Raw genomic sequence first — 427 nt, 5'->3', positions numbered from 1 at the left:
CGAACGCTGGGAGAGATCGAACAGTACCAGGTCCGGCGTCAACGCCAGCAGGGCCTCGCCTCCGAGGCTCGGCGTCGAGGCGCGACTCAGTGCTGGCAGCGTGGCAAGTTGCGGCCAGCGCGTCTCGAGACGCTCGGTCATCGCCGGGTCAAACACCGTCAGGGGGTAGGCCCAGCCGACGATACGCTCAAGCGGAGCCTCCAGCAGCGTCAGCAGTGCATATAGCTGACGCGGCTGGGCGAGGAAGATGCGCTGCGGCGAGGACTCAAGCGTCACCTCGCGCCCGGCGAGATCCGTCACCTGACGCGGAAAGCTGGCCTGGGCCTGTTCAGTAGCGAAGGGCACCTTGGCGACCGGCTCGGCGGCATGGGCAAGGTTGCCCGGCGCGCTCGAGAAGGCCCCTGCGAAGACAGTGGCGAGTGCCAGC

At 68.1% G+C, this 427-nt stretch carries 1 pseudogene; it reads right to left on the bottom strand.

From position 1 onward, the window contains the following. A pseudogene (locus tag HUS66_RS17505) lies at positions 1 to 427 on the bottom strand (hypothetical protein); the annotation flags it as partial.

The sequence above is a fragment of the Onishia taeanensis genome (genome assembly GCF_013349955.1).
Classification (GTDB): domain Bacteria; phylum Pseudomonadota; class Gammaproteobacteria; order Pseudomonadales; family Halomonadaceae; genus Onishia; species Onishia taeanensis_B.
This window is presented reverse-complemented; position numbering and strand designations above follow the sequence as displayed.